At 63.3% G+C, this 17,426-nt stretch carries 14 protein-coding genes; 13 read left to right on the top strand and 1 reads right to left on the bottom strand.

The genetic code is table 11. The features are described from left to right. Nucleotides 1–55 precede the first annotated feature (55 nt). The 3 genes from HX805_RS07130 to HX805_RS07120 are packed head-to-tail and all read left to right on the top strand — an operon-like array spanning nucleotide 56 to nucleotide 2,795. Complete coding sequence (locus tag HX805_RS07130; RefSeq protein ID WP_003217364.1) at nucleotides 56–844, top strand: ABC transporter ATP-binding protein; 789 nt, start codon at nucleotides 56–58, stop codon at nucleotides 842–844. Continuing rightward, complete coding sequence (locus HX805_RS07125; protein ID WP_008439045.1) at nucleotides 841–1,788, top strand: ABC transporter substrate-binding protein; 948 nt, start codon at nucleotides 841–843, stop codon at nucleotides 1,786–1,788. Before HX805_RS07130 ends, HX805_RS07125 begins: the two co-directional genes overlap by 4 nt. Further along, nucleotides 1,785–2,795 carry an iron ABC transporter permease gene (locus HX805_RS07120; protein ID WP_003217368.1) on the top strand — a complete coding sequence of 337 codons (1,011 nt, stop codon included), beginning with the start codon at nucleotides 1,785–1,787 and terminating at the stop codon, nucleotides 2,793–2,795. Before HX805_RS07125 ends, HX805_RS07120 begins: the two co-directional genes overlap by 4 nt. Here HX805_RS07120 and HX805_RS07115 read toward each other — a convergent pair. Continuing rightward, nucleotides 2,792–8,713 carry a hypothetical protein gene (locus tag HX805_RS07115; protein WP_177080375.1) on the bottom strand — a complete coding sequence of 1,974 codons (5,922 nt, stop codon included), beginning with the start codon at nucleotides 8,711–8,713 and terminating at the stop codon, nucleotides 2,792–2,794. The two genes, HX805_RS07120 and HX805_RS07115, sit on opposite strands and share 4 nt — an antisense overlap. A gap of 297 nt (nucleotides 8,714–9,010) precedes the next feature. Between HX805_RS07115 and urtA the strand changes: the two genes are divergently transcribed. The 10 genes from urtA to HX805_RS07065 all read left to right on the top strand — a co-directional run bounded on the left by urtA (nucleotide 9,011) and on the right by HX805_RS07065 (nucleotide 17,365). Then, complete coding sequence (gene urtA, locus HX805_RS07110) at nucleotides 9,011–10,276, top strand: urea ABC transporter substrate-binding protein (RefSeq protein ID WP_003217372.1); 1,266 nt, start codon at nucleotides 9,011–9,013, stop codon at nucleotides 10,274–10,276. 134 nt (nucleotides 10,277–10,410) lie between these two features. Beyond that, entirely contained in the window at nucleotides 10,411–11,913 is a 1,503-nt protein-coding gene (urtB, locus tag HX805_RS07105; protein ID WP_003217374.1) for an urea ABC transporter permease subunit UrtB, read from the top strand. Then, a complete protein-coding gene (gene urtC / locus HX805_RS07100; protein WP_008439056.1) occupies nucleotides 11,913–12,992 on the top strand; it encodes an urea ABC transporter permease subunit UrtC in 1,080 nt (359 codons plus the stop codon). Before urtB ends, urtC begins: the two co-directional genes overlap by 1 nt. Beyond that, nucleotides 12,989–13,849, top strand: a complete 861-nt coding sequence (urtD, locus tag HX805_RS07095) for an urea ABC transporter ATP-binding protein UrtD (RefSeq protein ID WP_003217378.1) — start codon at nucleotides 12,989–12,991, stop codon at nucleotides 13,847–13,849. The genes urtC and urtD overlap by 4 nt, the downstream gene beginning before the upstream one ends. A 127-nt stretch (nucleotides 13,850–13,976) precedes the next feature. Further along, the gene (gene urtE, locus HX805_RS07090) at nucleotides 13,977–14,675 is read left to right on the top strand and encodes an urea ABC transporter ATP-binding subunit UrtE (RefSeq protein WP_003217380.1); all 699 of its coding nucleotides are present in this window, start codon (nucleotides 13,977–13,979) and stop codon (nucleotides 14,673–14,675) included. 30 nt (nucleotides 14,676–14,705) lie between these two features. Then, nucleotides 14,706–15,545 carry an urease accessory protein UreD gene (locus HX805_RS07085; RefSeq protein WP_003217381.1) on the top strand — a complete coding sequence of 280 codons (840 nt, stop codon included), beginning with the start codon at nucleotides 14,706–14,708 and terminating at the stop codon, nucleotides 15,543–15,545. A 148-nt stretch (nucleotides 15,546–15,693) separates the two neighbouring features. Continuing rightward, complete coding sequence (gene ureA, locus HX805_RS07080) at nucleotides 15,694–15,996, top strand: urease subunit gamma (RefSeq protein WP_003217383.1); 303 nt, start codon at nucleotides 15,694–15,696, stop codon at nucleotides 15,994–15,996. A 9-nt stretch (nucleotides 15,997–16,005) separates the two neighbouring features. Continuing rightward, complete coding sequence (locus HX805_RS07075) at nucleotides 16,006–16,527, top strand: GNAT family N-acetyltransferase (RefSeq protein ID WP_003217385.1); 522 nt, start codon at nucleotides 16,006–16,008, stop codon at nucleotides 16,525–16,527. Between the two features lie 5 nt (nucleotides 16,528–16,532). Continuing rightward, nucleotides 16,533–17,063 carry an N-acetyltransferase gene (locus HX805_RS07070; protein WP_177080376.1) on the top strand — a complete coding sequence of 177 codons (531 nt, stop codon included), beginning with the start codon at nucleotides 16,533–16,535 and terminating at the stop codon, nucleotides 17,061–17,063. After that, nucleotides 17,060–17,365: an urease subunit beta gene (locus HX805_RS07065; protein ID WP_177039716.1), complete on the top strand. Its 306-nt coding sequence runs from the start codon at nucleotides 17,060–17,062 to the stop codon at nucleotides 17,363–17,365. The genes HX805_RS07070 and HX805_RS07065 overlap by 4 nt, the downstream gene beginning before the upstream one ends. Nucleotides 17,366–17,426: the final 61 nt, after the last annotated feature.

Here is a 17,426-nt window from a genome sequence, read left to right as displayed (position 1 = left end):
CTTTCGCGAGCAAGCCCGCTCCCACATTTGTCCTGTGTTGGACCTGAGAGTAAAGATGACCTCACTCAACCTCACCGCCCTCGCCTGGACCCCACCAGGCCACGAGCACTGTCATCACCAGTTCCAACTGCGTGACGCCAGCCTGCACGTGAACGCCGGTGAGTTCGTCGGGCTGATCGGGCCCAACGGCAGCGGCAAGACCAGCCTGCTGCGCTGCGCCTATCGGTTCAGCAAACCGGCTGACGGTGAGGTGCTGCTGGAACACCAGAACGTCTGGAAGCAATCCTCGAAGTGGTGCGCGCAACGCATTGCCGTGGTGCTCCAGGAGTTTCCCGACGCCTTCGGCCTGCGGGTGGATGAAGTGGTCGCCATGGGCCGCACACCGCACAAGGGCCTGTTCGACAGCGATACGCTTGAAGACCAGAACCTGATCCGCCAGGCCCTCGATAACGTCGGCCTGCTGGGCTTTGAAGACCACGCCTTCGCCACCCTCTCGGGCGGAGAAAAACAGCGGGTGATCCTCGCCCGCGCCCTGGCCCAGCAACCGCAACTGCTGATCCTCGACGAGCCGACCAACCACCTCGACCCACGCTACCAGCTGCAATTGCTGCAACTGGTCAAGCGCCTGAACATCGGCACCCTGGCCAGCATTCACGACCTGAACCTGGCCGCCGCGTTCTGTGATCGGCTGTACGTGATCAACCACGGGCGCATCGTCGCCAGCGGCACACCTCACGAAGTGCTGACCGCCGAATTGCTGCGCGAGGTGTTCGGCGTTGAAGCATTGATCGACACTCACCCCTTGTCCGGCTACCCCCGAATCACCTGGATAACCCAACCATGATCCTGCGCTCCCTGCTGTCTCTCGCGTTGCTGCTCGGCACTTCCCAGGCGTTCGCCGAAGCGACCCATTACCCGCTGAAAATCCAGAGCTGCAACCGCGAAGTGACCTTCGCCGAGGCACCAAAACACGCGGTCAGCCACGACATCAACATGACCCAGATGATGCTCGCCCTGGGCCTCAAGTCGCACATGGCCGGCTACAGCGGCGTGACCGGCTGGAAGTCGGTCACCCCGGAAATGGCGCAGATCCTCGACGGCCTGCCGGAACTGGCGAGCAAATACCCGTCGGTGGAAACCCTGCTCAACGCCAACGTCGACTTCTTCTTCGCCGGCTGGGACTACGGCATGCGCGTCGGTGGCGACCTCACCCCGCAAACCCTGCAACCGTTGGGCATCAACGTCTACGAGCTGACCGAGTCCTGTGCCTTCGTGATGAAGCGGCCGGCGGCCACCCTGGAAGACACCTATAACGACCTGCGCAACCTGGGCAAGATCTTCGATGTGCAGGACCGCGCCAATGCACTGATCGCGCAGATGCAGGCACAGGTCGCCCAAGTGCAGGAAAACCTGCCGGCCGACAAGCCCCGCGTGTTCCTCTACGACAGCGGCGAAGACCGCGCCATGACCTCCGGCCGCCTGGGCATGCCCCAGGCGCTGATCGACGCCGCCGGTGGGCGCAACATTCTCGATGACGTGGACGCCAGCTGGACCCGGGTCAACTGGGAAACCGTGGTGGAGCGCAACCCGCAGGTCATCGTGATCGTCGACTACAGCGAAATCACCGCCGAGCAAAAAGAGCAGTTCCTGCTGAACAACCCGGCGCTGCAATCGGTGGACGCGATCAAGAACCAGCGCTTTATCGTGATCCCCTACGTGCAGGCCACGCCGGGCATCGACAACGTACTGGCGGTTGAAACCCTGGCCAAGGGGTTTCACGGCGAATGATTACCCGTCGCTATGCCCTGCTGCTGAGTGCCCTTGGCGCGTTGTTGCTGATCTCATGCGTGGTCTCGCTGGGGTTCGGCTCGGCGCGGGTACCGGTGGACGTGGTGTGGCGGATCCTGCTGCATAAAGCCTTCGGCGTTGGCGAGGTGGACTGGAGCGCGGGGCAGGAACATATCGTGTGGCTGATCCGCGTGCCGCGCATGCTGCTCGGCGCGTTGGTAGGCGCCGGGCTGGCGTTGATCGGTGCGGTGTTGCAGGCCGTCACACGCAACCCGCTGGCGGATCCGCACCTGCTGGGCGTGACCTCCGGTGCCACCCTCGGCGCGGTGATCGTGGTGCTGCATGTGGGTGAAGTGATCGGCTTGCTGACCCTGCCCATCGCGGCGTTCATCGGTGCGTTGCTGAGCATGATCGTGGTGCTGGCGGTGGCCAGTCGCAACGGTCGGCTGGAGAGTGACCGCCTGCTGCTGTGCGGGGTGGCGGTGTCGTTCGTGATGATGGCGGTGGCCAATTTGCTGCTGTTCATGGGCGACCATCGCGCGGCCTCGGCGGTGATGTTCTGGATGCTCGGCGGCCTCGGGTTGGCGCGCTGGGAACTGCTGGCCATTCCCTTCGCCACGGTGTTGCTGGGGCTGGTGTTGCTGCTGGGGATGGCTCGCCCGTTGAACGCGCTGATGGCCGGCGAACAGACCGCCGTGACCCTGGGCCTGAACGCGCGCAATGTGCGGCTCAAGGTGTTCCTGATCGCCTCGCTGATGACCGGCGTGCTGGTGTCCATCAGCGGCTCCATCGGCTTTGTCGGGCTGATGGTGCCGCACATTGCCCGGCGCCTTGTAGGTGCCGAACACCGGCGTTTGCTGCCGGTGTGCGTGCTGTTGGGCAGTGTGTTCCTGGTGTGGGTGGATGTGGCGGCCCGCACAATGATTGCCCCCGAAGACCTGCCCATCGGCGTGGCCACGGCGGCCATTGGCGGGCTGTTTTTTATCGGGCTGATGCGGCGGCGTTAACCCCCCTGGTCGGCCTGCTTGAATGCATGCAACAAGCGCCGCGCCACCTGGCTGCGGGGTTGCCAGAAGCGATCGGTTTCCAGGATGGTCAGCTTGCCCGAGGTCGCCAACCGGCGGATCACCTCGCTGGGCTTGACCTTCACCACACCCGTGTCTTCGTCGATCCAGTCATCGCGCAGCAACTGGCTTTCGTCCGCGTGATAGCTGGGCTCATAGACAATCAACGCGCCGTGCACCGGGGTGAAGTAGTAACGCGCCCCCGCGATCTTGTCTTGGCGCAGCATCTCGATGAACCCGCGGATTTCCTTCTGGGCAATGAAGTTGTGGGCCAGGCCTTCTTCGTAGCGATCCGCCAGATGCTGGCGCTCGGTGTCGAGCTTGAACAACTGCTGGACGCCCATCACCTTGTAGCCCGCCGGGTAGCGGGTCGATGTGCCGGGGTAGCCGAGGTTCATGATGCCTTCGAACAATGCCTTGTAGGCCGGTGTGTCCGGCCGCAGTCCCACGGCCACCGAGGGGCCCGGGTCTGCCACCGGTTGCACGGCGATGAAGGTGTCGCTGTCGCCGTTGCCCAGCACCGCTCCCAGCCGCGCCTGGTGCTCCAGCGGCACAACCTGTTGCCATACCTGGCGCGCGGCATCGTCCGGGTGGGCGCACAACGGGCCCAGGGCCATGCGGGTATCGCGCACTGCCAGTGTCGTGGCCAGGCGCTTTATCCGGGGCAACAAGGCATCCCAGAACGGGCTGCTGTCGAGTACCCGCAGCTCGCCGGACTCCACCAGTTTCAACACATGGCTGTCGATGCTGCCACGACTGTTGAGGTGTTTCAGATACGCCGTCTGCCGGCGGCTGGAATCCCAGTCCGGGTCGATCCTCACCGCCTGGTACCGAAACAGTGAGCCGTCGGCACACGACACATGCAACGCCAGGAAACGCTCACTCTGTGCCACCCGCAAAAAGCTCAGCGCCGCCAGCACCACGGCCGGAGCCATCAGTTGCGCGTAGCCTTCGGCCTGGGGCAACTCGGGCGCAGCGCGCTGCGGGAGCCTCAGATACAGGCCTTGCAGGCTGTACCCGCTCGGCAACTGCCCGCGCAGGAACGCCCGGTCGAGGGCAAAGCCCAGGTCGTCGCCCTTGACCGGTGCGCAGGCGACAAAATGCCCATTGTCGGAGGACTTGAGAATCACCCCGAAGCTCAGTTCAGTGCGCCCATGGGCGTATTGATGACCATGGCGTGCCGCGTCGTCGGCATGCTTGAACACCGGGCCCAGCTGCCGATCCGCCACGGCATGGACCGCCGCCTGCGGCGCAACGTAGGCCAGGCCGGGCATCCAGCCCGGCGGCACACGCTGGGCAGTGCCCCACAACGGGCCGCCCTCCAGTACCTGCAAAGTCCCCACCCGCGCCAGCTGATTGACCAGCTCGGTGGGGCTCTTGCGGCCACTGCGCATCTGCTGCTCGATGGCATTGCTGTAAGGGTCGTGCAACGCCAGGCTGTTGGGGGCCAGGGAGGTTTCCAGGTGGCTGAGCAACTGCGTCGTTTCGTTGCGCTGGCCTGAGTCCAGCAAGCTGCGCTCGGCATCCTGGGTACTGAAGCCGATGAGTGAGCCGTCGGGCGTCAGCAGGTATTCGTGGGTCCACAGGTGACCCGACTTCAGGGCGGTCTCCAGTACTTTGGTCGAGAACAGGTTTTGATACACCGCGTTTTCTTCAGAGGGTAACCAGAACTCCAGCACCCGGGCGACACGTGACCGGTAACGCGCGACCATTTTCCAACCAGGGGCCAGCAGCGCCTGGCTGACGTCCAGGCCCGGCAGGATGACGTTCGGGTCGAAGTCTTCACTCAACACCGGCACCGCCAGGGTCGCGACAAACTTGCCGTTGCGCTGCAACACCAGCCCGCCTTGCAGCGTGTCGCGCTGTGTACCCAGCTGTTGGTGGGCGTAACGCACCGCATCGGCCTGGTTGCTGAACAGCGGGCTCAATGGGCGACGCATAAAGTTGGCGAAGGCGGTCCATGGGGCCTGGCTGACATCCAGTTTACCCGCCAACGCCCAGCATTCGCTCGGCACCAAAACGCTCAACCAGCTCAACTTCGCCACTTCGTTGACAAACCCGACCGCCGAGAGCTGCCCGCTGGCCATCAAGGTCTGCACGTCTTCATAGACCCCCGACGGCTGGCGGACCGGGTTGAACAGCGTCGATGCCACCGGCGTTTGTACCTGCAGCAGCGCCTGGTCCAGTGTCGAGATAAACACCGGCAAGCCCGTCAGTGCGCCTGTCTCCCGTTGGCGCTTGGCCTCGACGGTGGCACTGGCCAGATCCCCGGCCGAAATAAAATGCTGCGCCAGCCAGTGTTCGGCGGTGGTCAGCCCCTGTGGCATCCAGTTGCGCCGGTAAACCAAGGCGTGCAGTTGATAACCCGTGGGGTAAATGAACTCGCCTTCGTCATCCACGGCAAACACGGCGCTCAAGGCGAACAGCCCGGCCCTATCCCAGGCGGGTACAAGCTCGGAGCAGACAAAAGCGTCCTGATCGCGATGCTTGAGCATGAACCCGAAACCGGTTTGCGTCGGTGCTTCATGGTCCAGGCGCGTGTGCAGTGCCCGAGCCGCGTCAGCGGCACTGGCGCAGACCGGGCCATAGGCAATCTGCTCCGGACGTTCGCGCCGGGGTATCGGCAGGCGTGGCCGCCAGTGTTCGGCGATCAGCCCCGGCGCGCCCCACAAGGGGTTGGCCTGCACCACCCGCACGCTGCCGGCCGCCGCCACCTGGCTGATCCACTCCCGCGCCGTCAGCGTGCCGCTGGCCAGGTTGAGGGCCGTTGGGCTGCGATGGGGCAAGGGGTCGAGCGCCTTGAACAGGTTCGCCTGGGCGGCAGAGTCGATCAGGTCATACGCCAGCAAACAATCTTCGGCGCCCGACAGGTAGGCCACGGACACCTGTTGGCGATTGCGGATCAGCGTGTGCACGTCCAGGGCGCTGAACATCTGCGCCTCCAGGCAGGCATCGTCCCGCGACCAGCCCGGGCGCTGCAGGCGCTCGGGTTCCAGCAACGAAACCCCGCGGCTGGAACCGTACACGGCCTTCAGCATGTGACCGGGCGGGAGCAGTGAGCGGCCCTTGACGTCCTGGGGGTAGACAACGCCCAGGGCAAAGCGCCCGGCGTCGCTGGCCGGCAATGGCTCAGTGGCCACGTAGAGACCGTCCGGGCGCTGCAGGATATAGCCGCAGTATTCGCCCTCACGCCAGCTGCCGATTTGCCCGTGGGCATAGCGTGCCGCGTCTTCTACCTGGAGAAACCCGCGGCTCAGTTGCGGGCGGGGTGCCAGTGCGTAAGGTCGCCAGGTGTCGGCGACCAGCCCCGCCACATCCCACAACGTGCCCGGTTGCAACACCGACAGCGCCCCGGCGGCGGCGACCTTTTGGATCATCTCGTGGGGCGTCACGGTGGCGGCCCGCAGTTCATCCCCCAGCCCGTTGTCCGTCACCCGGCCATCGGGCAGCACCTGGTAGAGCTGGCTTTCCTCGGCCGAGCCGGAAGCGTCATAGGCCAGTTGAGCGCCGTCCGCCGTGCTGAGGTAGAAGGCCAGATTGCTCTCGGGGTGGATGCGCAGCGCGGCAATCCCCTGGGCAAAATCCGTGGTGTCGATAAAGCCCTCGTACAACCAGGGTTCGGCGCCGATGCCGGTGGCGTCCGGTGCGCTGCGGCAGTACCAGCCACGCAGGGCGAAGCCTGGCGGCAGGCTGGCATTGCCAAAAACATTCGCCAACACGAAAAGGGTTTCGCCGGCGGGTATCGGTGCGCAAGGCTCGCTGACCACATACTGCTCTGCACTCGAGTGCTTGAGGATGCAACCGACTCGCCGGCCATCCGCCGTTGCCTGCATACGGTCATGGGCATAACGGGCGGCGGTTGCCAGGTCAGTGAAAACCCAGCTCAGGGGCGTATCAATGGGGGCTGCGGCGGCGAAAGGCGTTTCGGGCTCCCAGGTGGCCGGGACCCGGCCCTGGACGTTGTACCAGGTCTCATCCTCCAGCAGCACCGTCAACTCACCGAGTTTTACCAGCTCTTTGATCAGCCCTTCACGCGTGCCGTCAAAACCTTGTACGCGGGCCACACCCTGGCCATCGCGTTCAACTTGTGCCAGGTACTCGCCGAATTCACGCTCGGCCCGAGAGCCGCTGACAGCGTATTTGATCAACGTACCGTTCGTTCCGCTGGTGTAAAGCACCTTGATCTGATCGGAAAAAACCAGCGTCATGTCGATTGCTTGAGTCGACGGTGTACTGACCAGGAACGCCAGCTGTCGCGAGGTTTTTTGAGGATAGTTGGCACGCACCTCGGCCAGGTCGTAGACAGGTCGATTGAACTCGCCAACCATTTGGTGCCCTTCAAGCTCGACCCGCGTCAGAGCGTTGTCGGTGGGCAATGCCCCGCCCCACAACGACAGCCACCTGTCAGGGTCTGACAGCCTGGAGGCCACAAACAGCCCATCGCTGCGCTTGAAGATGTAAGCCTGGAGAAAAGAGCCGTGGGGTGAACCCACCTTGTAATGCAGGTAGCGTGCGACATCATCGGCAGTGACGAAGGCAGGGCTCAGCGACGCATGGACTTTCGCGAAGGCGCGCCATTGCGCTCCTACCACTCCGGCCTTGTCCCATATCCGTCCGGGCTCAACCACCGTCAGCGTGCCCACGGCAGCCACTTGCCGGACAAACTCGGAAGGGCTCAAGGTAGCGTCCTTCAAGCGTCCGTCGAGATCCGCGCCGCGATTGGCGAACAGCTGGGACTGCGCCTGCGAGCCGGTGCAGTGGTACATCAGCAGCGCGCCGTCGTTGGCGCGCAAGTAAAAGTGCAAGCCCAGGTCGTCGGTCCCCGCCATCATCACCACGGCAGCCAACGCGGAAGCCGTGAAGAAGTTTTCCGCCAGCCACGACTCTTTCGCCACGGTCGGTTTCGCTTGCGGTGATAGGGAGCAGTAAATACCGAAGGTCAAAAACTCACTGTCCGCCTTGTGCACTTTTGGCAGTGACAACTTGCCACTGGTCAGCGCAAACGCTGCCTTGAGTTCATCCGACGGAAATTCGGCCACGTACTGGTTCGACGCGCTTTTGTACAGGTAGCCAAAGAGACTCTCCTGCCGTGCAAACCCCAGCGGCGGCAAGACTGATCGCACCGCGTCCTGCCACCGGCGGCTGACTTGGCTGGCGAGAGGCGCCAGTGCGTCCTGCCCGATTTGCGACAGGGTTTGATTGAGGGTCCACGGCGCCAGCAGTTGGCCAGGCTTTCCACCCAGCTCGGCGTTGGCAACGATGACCCGCAGGTAGCCGGCCCTGGCCGTCTGATTGATAAAGGCGATGTAGTCGTCGAAATCGGCCGCAGGCTTGGCCGCCATCAACTGGTTCAAGAAGCTGGCCTCAGTCGCAGAGCCGCTGCTTTCATACTGGATGAGCGAGCCATAGAACCCGGACAGGTAGTAACGGGTGCACAGCATGCGCACCTGGATGATGATGCGCAGGATATTGATGGGGAAAAAGCTGCGATCCAGGCGGCGCTGCGCGCCTGTCCAGTGCTGTATCTGCGCGGAGCGTCGGGTGCCATCCTCGCCGCGCGAACTGTACAGGGCGTGAACGCTGTGGCCCTCGTACGCCAGGAAATTCCTGTTGGCATCGACCTTGAGCAGGTCGCTCTGGAAATCGAATGCAGTGGCGGTGCCGGCCACCGGCACGCTTGGCAGGTACATCCCGTCATCACGCTTGAAAACCAGCCCGCCAAATACCGTCTCGCGCCGGTTGCCGATCTGTTGATGCGCCCAATGGGCGGCATCGTGATCGGTAACGAACGCCGGCCCCAGATGGGGAACCGGCCTGCGCGTGCTCGCCACTTGATCGTCTTGAATGTGAGTACTGTCCATGTTCATCGTCACTTGAGTGAAGTTAAGAAAACTGGCGCTGCCCCTGGGTTGCCGGGGGCACCAGGCAGGCTTCACTTTCAAGGGTTTGGCCGGACGCAGGCATTAGATAGTTAAGGCTCGGGGCGCCAGGCACCATCCGGGTGCGCCTGCACGCACAGCCTGCGTTGATTGGCGCCGCATTGGTGCATCGCCCACCCCCACAGCCCGGTCACGGCTCGCGCGCACCACGATTGCGCGCCCCGGCACAGCCTTTGCAATCACTCCCTCATCACATCATTGAGTCATGGAGATTGCACAATGAAGCGTCGCAGCTTGATCAAGGCTTTCACACTGTCGGCATCCATCGCCGCGATGGGCATGACCTGGACGGTACAGGCCGCCGAGACCATCAAGGTCGGCATCCTGCACTCGCTGTCCGGGACCATGGCGATCTCCGAGACCTCGCTCAAAGACATGGCGCTGATGACCATCGACGAGATCAACGCCAAGGGCGGCGTGAACGGCAAGATGCTTGAACCGGTAGTGGTGGACCCGGCTTCCAACTGGCCGCTGTTCGCTGAAAAGGGCCGCCAGTTGCTGACCCAGGACAAGGTCGCCGTGGTGTTCGGTTGCTGGACCTCGGTGTCGCGCAAATCGGTATTGCCGGTGTTCGAAGAACTCAATGGCCTACTGTTCTACCCGGTGCAATACGAAGGCGAAGAGATGTCGCCGAACGTGTTCTATACCGGTGCGGCGCCGAACCAGCAGGCGATCCCGGCGGTGGAATACCTGATGAGCGAAGAAGGCGGCGGCGCCAAGCGCTTCTTCCTGCTGGGCACCGACTACGTGTACCCGCGCACCACCAACAAGATCCTGCGTTCGTTCCTGCACTCCAAAGGCGTAGCGGATAAAGACATCGAAGAGGTCTACACCCCGTTCGGCCACAGCGATTACCAGACCATCGTGGCCAACATCAAAAAATTCTCGGCCGGTGGCAAGACCGCAGTGATCTCCACCGTGAACGGCGACTCCAACGTGCCGTTCTACAAAGAGCTGGCCAACCAGGGCCTGAAGGCTACCGACGTACCGGTCGTCGCCTTCTCCGTGGGTGAAGAAGAACTGCGCGGCATCGACACCAAGCCGCTGGTGGGCAACCTCGCCGCCTGGAACTACTTCCAGTCGGTGGAGAACCCGGTGAACAAGAAATTCGTCGCCGACTGGAAAGCCTACGCCAAGGCCCACAACCTGCCGGGCGCGGACAAAGCCGTGACCAACGACCCGATGGAAGCCACCTACGTGGGCATCCACATGTGGGCGCAGGCGGTGGAGAAAGCCAAGTCCACCGACGTCGACAAAGTGCGTGAAGCCATGGCCGGGCAGACCTTTGCCGCGCCGTCCGGCTTCACCCTGACCATGGACAAGACCAACCACCACCTGCACAAGCCGGTGATGATCGGCGAGATCCAGTCTGACGGGCAGTTCTCGGTGGTGTGGCAGACCCAGGAGCCGATTCGTGCCCAACCGTGGAGCCCGTATATCCCTGGCAATGACAAAAAGCCGGATTACGCCGTCAAGAGCAACTAAGACCGACTCGGTCTAAATGTGGGAGCGGGCTTGCTCGCGAAAGCGGTGTGTCAGTCGACGCATCCGAAACTGAGCCAGCGCTTTCGCGAGCAAGCCCGCTCCCACATTGTCTGTGCATGATCAGGACATTTTGTATGCCCACTGCCCTATACCGCTTCATCCTCGCCGCCCTGCTGTTGCTGCCCCTCGCCGCACACGCCAGCGACGCCGAAGACTTCATCAACGCCAACCCGATGCAACAAGCCAAGCTGCTCCAGGACTGGGCCGCCCAGCCCGACCCGGCGCGCATCGAGCTGGTGGACGCCCTGCAACAAGGCCAGATCAGCGTCAACGGGGAAACCAAGACCGTACGCCTGAACAACCGCCTGCGCGGCCTGATCGACAACGTGCAAGCCAGCCAGGAATTGCTCGCTGCCGACCCCAAGGTGCGCCTTGCCGCCGCCCAGACTCTGCAAAAAAGTGCACAACCTGCGCAGCTGAAATTCCTCGACCAGCAACTCGCCGGCGAAACCAATGATGACGTACACACAGCCCTCAGTCTCGCCCTGGCCAACCTGCAACTGGTAGACCCCGACCCGGCCGTGCGCCTGGCCGCCGTGCGCTTGCTCGGCGGCACCGGCGACCCGCTGGCCCGCACTCGCCTGGAAGCCCTGCTCGCTCCCGGCGTCGAAGCCGACGCCACGGTGCACACCGCCGCCGAGACCAGCCTGGCCCAGGTCAAACGCAAACTGATGGTGGGCGAGATTCTCGGCCAGGCCTTCAGCGGCATGTCCCTGGGCTCGATCCTGTTGCTGGCGGCGCTCGGCCTGGCGATCACCTTCGGCCTGCTCGGGGTGATCAACATGGCCCACGGCGAGATGCTGATGCTCGGCGCCTACTCCACCTATGTGGTGCAGTTGCTGATGCAGCGCTACGTGCCCCAGGCCATCGAGTTCTACCCGCTGATCGCGCTGCCGGTGGCGTTTTTTGTCACCGCCGCCATCGGCATGGCCCTGGAGCGCACGGTGATTCGTCACCTCTACGGCCGCCCGCTGGAAACCCTGCTCGCCACCTGGGGCATCAGCCTGATGCTGATCCAACTGGTGCGCCTGGTGTTCGGTGCGCAGAACGTTGAAGTGGCCAACCCCGAGTGGCTGTCCGGCGGGATCCAGGTGCTGCCCAACCTGGTGCTGCCGTACAACCGCATCGTGATCATCGCCTTCGCGCTGTTCGTGGTGGTGCTGACCTGGCTGCTGCTGAACAAGACGCGCCTGGGCCTCAACGTGCGCGCCGTCACCCAGAACCGCAACATGGCCGCCTGCTGCGGCGTGCCCACCGGACGCGTGGACATGCTCGCCTTTGGCCTCGGCTCCGGCATAGCGGGCCTCGGTGGCGTGGCCCTGAGCCAGATCGGCAACGTCGGCCCGGACCTCGGCCAGAGCTACATCATCGACTCGTTCCTGGTGGTGGTACTCGGCGGTGTCGGCCAGTTGGCCGGTAGCGTCATGGCCGCCTTCGGCCTGGGGATAGCCAACAAGATTCTTGAACCGCAGATCGGTGCCGTGCTCGGCAAGATCCTGATCCTCGCGCTGATCATTCTGTTCATCCAGAAACGCCCGCAAGGACTCTTCGCACTGAAAGGACGGGTGATCGACTGATGAACCAGCCATTGATGCTTACGGCCGCGCAAAAGGCCGGCCCCAAGGTGACCGTCGCGGTCGGTGCAGTGGTGCTGATCCTGCTGCTGGCGCTGCCGTTGTTCTCGCTGTTGTCACCGGAAAATCCGCTGCACGTTTCCGCCTATACCCTGACGTTGGTGGGCAAGATTCTGTGCTATGCCATCGTCGCCCTGGCGCTGGATCTGGTGTGGGGTTATGCCGGGATGTTGTCCCTCGGCCACGGCCTGTTCTTTGCGCTGGGCGGTTATGCCATGGGCATGTACCTGATGCGCCAGGCGTCCGGCGATGAGCTGCCGGCGTTCATGACCTTTTTGTCGTGGACCGAGTTGCCGTGGTACTGGACCGGCACCAGCCACTTCCTCTGGGCGATGTGCCTGGTGGTGTTGGCACCGGGCTTGCTCGCGCTGGTGTTCGGGTTCTTCGCCTTCCGCTCGCGGATCAAGGGCGTGTACTTCTCGATCATGACCCAGGCCCTGACGTTCGCCGGGATGCTGTTGTTCTTCCGCAACGAGACCGGGTTCGGCGGCAATAACGGCTTTACCAATTTCCGTAGCATCCTCGGGTTTGGCATCACCGAGCCGGGCACGCGAGCGGCGCTGTTTGTGGCCACCGTGGTGTTGTTGGTGGCGAGCCTGTTCATCGGCTGGCGCCTGGCCCAGAGCAAGTTCGGCCGGGTACTGACAGCGCTGCGGGATGCGGAAAATCGCCTGATGTTCTGCGGCTACGACCCGCGCGGCTTCAAGCTGTTCGTATGGGTGTTGAGCGCGGTGCTGTGTGGTTTGGCGGGCGCGTTGTATGTGCCGCAAGTGGGCATCATCAACCCCAGCGAAATGTCGCCGACCAACTCCATCGAGGCCGCTGTGTGGGTGGCCCTCGGCGGGCGTGGAACCTTGATCGGCCCGCTGCTGGGCGCCGGTGTGGTCAACGGCATGAAGAGCTGGTTCACCGTGGCGTTTCCTGAGTATTGGCTGTTCTTCCTCGGTGCGCTGTTCATCATCGTCACCCTGTATTTGCCCAAGGGTGTGATTGGCCTGCTGAAGAAGAGGGGCGACCAATGAGGATCACAGCGACGGCCGAATTTATGCTCGAACCTATCCTTGAACCCAATAAAGACCAAGGCAGCGCCCGCGATGCCATTGGCCTCGGCCAGGCTGCCGGCAAAGGCCTGAACACCCGCCACGGCACGATCCTGACCCTGGAAGACATCAGCGTCAGCTTCGACGGCTTCAAGGCGTTGAACGACTTGAACCTGTACATCGGCGTCGGCGAATTGCGCTGCATCATCGGCCCCAACGGCGCGGGCAAGACCACGCTGATGGACGTGATCACCGGCAAGACCCGGCCCAGCCACGGCAAGGCCTGGTTCGGCGAAACCCTCGACCTGACGAGCATGAGCGAAGTGCAGATCGCCCAGGCCGGCATCGGTCGCAAGTTCCAGAAGCCCACGGTATTCGAAGCCCTCAGCGTGTTCGAAAACCTCGAGCTGGCGCAAAAGACCGACAAGTCGGTGTGGGCCAGCCTGCGGGCGCGCTTGAGTGGTGAGCAGAAAGACCGCATCAGCGAAGTGCTCGACACCATCCGACTCACCGCTTCAGTCAATCGCCCGGCCGGCTTGCTGTCCCACGGCCAGAAACAGTTCCTGGAAATCGGCATGTTGCTGATGCAGGACCCGCAACTGTTGCTGCTGGATGAACCGGTGGCGGGCATGACCGATGCCGAAACCGAGTTCACCGCCGAGCTGTTCAAGCGCCTGGCGGGCAAGCATTCGCTGATGGTGGTGGAACACGACATGGGCTTTGTCGGCTCGATTGCCGACCACGTGACGGTGTTGCACCAGGGCAGCGTGCTGGCCGAAGGGTCGCTGGAACAGGTGCAGGAAAATGAGCGGGTGATCGAGGTTTACCTCGGCCGCTGAACCTGATCGTTCCCACGCTCCGCGTGGGAATGCATCCGGTGACGCTCTGCGTCACACGGCGGACGCGGAGCGTCCATTGCGGCATTCCCACGCAGAGCGTGGGAACGATCATTAAGGGGAACTGAACATGCTGCAAGTCGACAAGCTGCACCAGTACTACGGCGGTAGCCACATCCTGCGCGGGCTTTCCTTTGAGGTAAAAGTCGGCGAAGTCACCTGCCTGCTGGGCCGCAACGGCGTGGGCAAGACCACCTTGCTCAAGTGCCTGATGGGTTTGCTGCCGGCCAAGGAAGGTGCGGTGAACTGGGAAGGCCGCGCCATTACCGGCTTCAAGCCGCACCAGCGGGTGCACGCCGGTATCGCTTACGTGCCCCAGGGCCGGGAGATTTTTGGCCGCCTGACAGTGGAAGAAAACCTGCTGATGGGCCTGTCACGCTTCCCCGGCTCCGAAGCCAAGGAAGTGCCCGCCTTCATCTACGAGCTGTTCCCGGTGCTGCTGCAAATGAAGCAACGCCGGGGTGGTGACTTGTCCGGCGGCCAGCAACAGCAGCTGGCTATCGGTCGGGCCCTGGCCAGCCGCCCGCGCCTGCTGATCCTCGATGAACCCACCGAAGGCATCCAGCCGTCGGTGATCAAGGAGATCGGCGCGGTGATCAAGAAGCTCGCGGCACGCGGCGACATGGCGATTCTGCTGGTGGAGCAGTTCTATGATTTTGCCGCGGAACTGGCCGACCAGTACCTGGTGATGTCCCGGGGCGAAATCGTCCAGCAGGGGCGTGGAGAAAATATGGAAAGCGAGGGTGTGCGCGGGCTCGTTACGATCTAATCTGTAGCGTCCTAACGATAAGCACTGACCATGACCCTACCTGCCCCCACCGCGCTGTTCACCCCAAGCTGGCACGCCGAGCTGGAACTCGGCTACGCGCGTTTCGGCGACACCACGCGCCCAGTGATGCGCCGCCACCTCGGCCCACTGCGGGTGCAAAAGCATCTGTACGCCGAAGGCCCCGAGGTGTGCCAGCACATCATCGTGCACCCGCCGGGCGGGATTGCCGGCGGTGATCGTCTCGATATCAGCGCCCATGTCGCCGAAGGTGCGTGGGCGCAACTGACCAGCCCCGGCGCGGCCAAGTGGTACCGCGCCGGCGGGCCGGCGTATCAGAAACTGGAGCTGACGGTTGAGGCGGGCGCGACGCTGGAATGGCTGCCGCAGGAGACCATCGTGTTCAGCGCCGCCCAGGCCGAACTCACCACCCGCATCGACCTGCAAGGCGATGCCCGGCTGTTTTACTGGGACGTGGTCGCCCTCGGGCGCCCCGCCAGCGGCGAGCGTTTCGACCTCGGGCACTTCCAGTCGCACCTGGATATCCGCCGCGACGGCCAGTTGATTTGGCATGAGCGCCAGCGCATTGTGGGCGCCGACGGTTTGCTCGACTCACCCATCGGGCTGGACGGGCAACCGGTGTTTGCGACCTTGCTGGTGACCGGCGAAATCGACCCTGAACTGCTCGAGCAATGTCGCTCCCTGCCCCACCCGGTACGCGGCGACCTGACCCAATTGCCCGGCCTGCTGGTGGCCCGCTGCCTGGCCAGTGAAGCGCTGCTGGCGCGAGCCTGGCTGATCGCACTGTGGCGCCTGCTGCGCCCGGCCGTGCTGGGCCGCGAGGCTGTATCACCGAGAATCTGGAGCACATGAAGATTAAAAATGTGGGAGCGGGCTTGCTCGCGAATGCAGTGGGTCAGGCAAAGATGCATTCACTGACACACCGCATTCGCGAGCAAGCCCGCTCCCACATTGGATCTCCGGTGTTTTTACGAATGTATTTCATAGTGGACCTTGAACGATGGACCTGACCCCACGGGAAAAAGACAAACTGCTGATCTTCACCGCCGGCCTGGTAGCCGAGCGACGGTTGGCGCGCGGTGTGAAGCTCAACTACCCGGAAACCATCGCCTACATCTCCGCCGCGTTGATGGAAGGCGCCCGCGATGGCCGCACCGTGGCCGAGCTGATGCACTTCGGCACCACCCTGCTCACCCGCGAACAGGTGATGGAAGGCATCCCGGAAATGATCCCGGACATCCAGGTGGAAGCCACCTTCCCCGACGGCACCAAGCTGGTCACCGTCCACCAACCCATCGCCTGAGGCCCGACCATGTCCTTTTTGATTCGTGATGCGGTGCACGCCGATTTGCCAGGGATTCGCGATATCTACAACGACGCGGTGCTCAACACCACGGCGATCTGGAACGAACAACCGGTAGACCTGGGCAACCGCCAGGCCTGGTTCAGCGCTCGTCAGTCACAGTTTTACCCGGTCCTGGTGGCCGTCGAAGACGAGCAGGTCATCGGCTATGCCTCGTTTGGCGACTGGCGGCCTTTTGAGGGTTTTCGCCATACCGTCGAACACTCGGTGTACGTGCGCAACGACCAGCGCGGCAAGGGCCTCGGCCCCCAGCTGATGCAGGTGCTGATCGAGCGGGCGAAAACCTGCGACAAACACGTGATGGTCGCCGCCATCGAAAGCGGCAACCAGGCCTCGATCCGCCTGCATGAGCGCCTGGGTTTCATCACCACCGGGCAGATGCCCCAGGTCGGCACCAAGTTCGGGCGCTGGCTGGACCTGACCTTCATGCAACTGACGCTCAACCCAGGCGCTGTGCCGCCCAAGGAGTGACACCGATGAACGCCCAACTGCGTCGAGTCAATGCCGAAAGTTTTGCCCATTACCGCCCGGGTTTGATTGAGCTGTTGCTGGACGCCGTGAAGCACGGCGCATCGGTGGGTTTCATGGCCGACTTCGATGAAACCCAGGCCAGCGCTTATCTCAACGGCGTGCAGGCCAGCCTCACCGATGGCAGCCTGCTGCTGTGGGTGGTGGTGCGTGATGAACACGTCATCGCCAGCGTGCAATTGGCGCTGTGCATGAAAGCCAACGGCCTGAACCGCGCCGAAGTGCAGAAGCTGCTGGTGCACAGCGAGGCCCGGCGCCGTGGCCTTGGCCAGCAACTGATGAGCGCCCTGGAACTGAGCGCCCGTCAGTACAAACGCGGGCTGCTGTACCTGGACACCGAAGCCGGCTCCGGCGCCGAAGCCTTCTACCAGTCGCTGCGTTATACCAAGATCGGCGAATTGCCCAACTACTGCCAAAGCCCGGACGGGCGCTACACCCCGACCGCCATCTACTTCAAGACCCTGGGGCAACCTGCATGATTCCTGGCGAATTTCAGATCCAGCCTGGCGACATCGAACTCAACGTGGGCCGGCGCACCGCCACCCTGAGCGTGGCCAACAGCGGCGACCGGCCGATCCAGGTCGGTTCCCACTATCACTTTTTCGAGACCAACGACGCACTGACGTTCGACCGTGCCGCCAGCCGTGGCATGCGCCTGAACATCCCGGCCGGCACCGCCGTGCGCTTTGAGCCGGGGCAGAGTCGTGAAGTGGAACTGGTTGAGCTGAGTGGCAAGCGCCGGGTGTTTGGCTTTGCCGGCAGGATCATGGGCGACCTTTAGGGCCTCTTCGCGAGCAAGCCCGCTCCCACATTCGATCGCATTCCAAAGGATGTACACCGAA

This window comes from Pseudomonas sp. G5001, from assembly GCF_013385475.1.
Taxonomy (GTDB): domain Bacteria; phylum Pseudomonadota; class Gammaproteobacteria; order Pseudomonadales; family Pseudomonadaceae; genus Aquipseudomonas.
Note: the sequence above shows the minus strand (reverse complement) of the source record. Positions and strands in the feature narration are given on the sequence as shown.